General features: G+C 49.1%; 1 protein-coding gene. It reads right to left on the bottom strand.

The genetic code is table 11. From position 1 onward, the window contains the following. Positions 1–848: IS1634 family transposase (locus HCN83_RS17940; RefSeq protein ID WP_425483642.1), on the bottom strand; the 848-nt coding region annotated here is incomplete at its 3' end. Positions 849–932: the final 84 nt, after the last annotated feature.

The raw sequence follows: 932 nt of genomic DNA on the forward strand, positions 1-932 counted from the left end.
CGATCGGCGACTTGTATCACCCGCCCGAGCTTCCAGCCGATCAAGTCTTGTTTCACTTGTTCGATCACCGTCATGTCCATCGTGTTCCCGGGCCATTCCCATACGCGAATCGGAATGCCTTCGCGGGTAACCGCGAGGCCGATCACGGTTTGCAGAAGATCCGGTCGTTTGTCTTTCGAGTAGCCCTGCTTTCGGAAGGTCTCGTCCTCAGAAACTTCGTCGGGGGACACTTCAAAATAGCTGGAGGTGGTATCAAAATAGAGTAGATCCACTTCCAGATTCAATAAATCGGACACGGCATAAAATACGTTCTTTTCAAGTTCCGCACGTACGTCCAGCAGCTCATCCATGACGCGGTACAGCTGATGAGGCTGTACCGTTTCTACACCGGGTACGTAGACATCTTCTTCGACCCAGCTCGTCAGGGAGAACTTACTCGCGGGCGAAACCGCGCGGTTCGCCACCATGGTAAAAAGCAGTCGTTCAATATCCATCTCGTGCTGGCGGGAAGAGAAGCAGGCTTGGATGACCTCCTCCATGCCGAGCTTCTTCCACAATTGATCCAGGAGCCACAGGCTGCCCACGCTTTTCGAGGATTGAAAGAGAAACGAAGCCACTTCCCCAACGGTTTCTTTGGACTGCAGCGCCGCTTCCGGCGAAAGGAATCGCGAAATACTGGATGCCAGACGTTCTAATACGGCCCGATCCACTTGATCTTCCCGGCCGAAAGAATAAATCACCTTCGCTTTTGCGTATTTGGCTTTCGGATCCCATTCATTATGAGCGAGCTGCAGGTAAGAGGTTGTTGTTCCATTTTTATTTTTTCTGGTTACTCGTCGAATATACATGCCTATATTATATCTGATAAACCCTTTAAAATAAAGAAAAAATAATATAAACGTGTGCCTATGTAAAAATTGTAAAAAAGGAGC

Origin of the sequence: Alkalicoccus luteus, assembly GCF_012034335.1 — a bacterium.
In the GTDB taxonomy this organism is placed as follows: Bacteria; Bacillota; Bacilli; order Bacillales; family Salisediminibacteriaceae; genus Alkalicoccus; species Alkalicoccus luteus_A.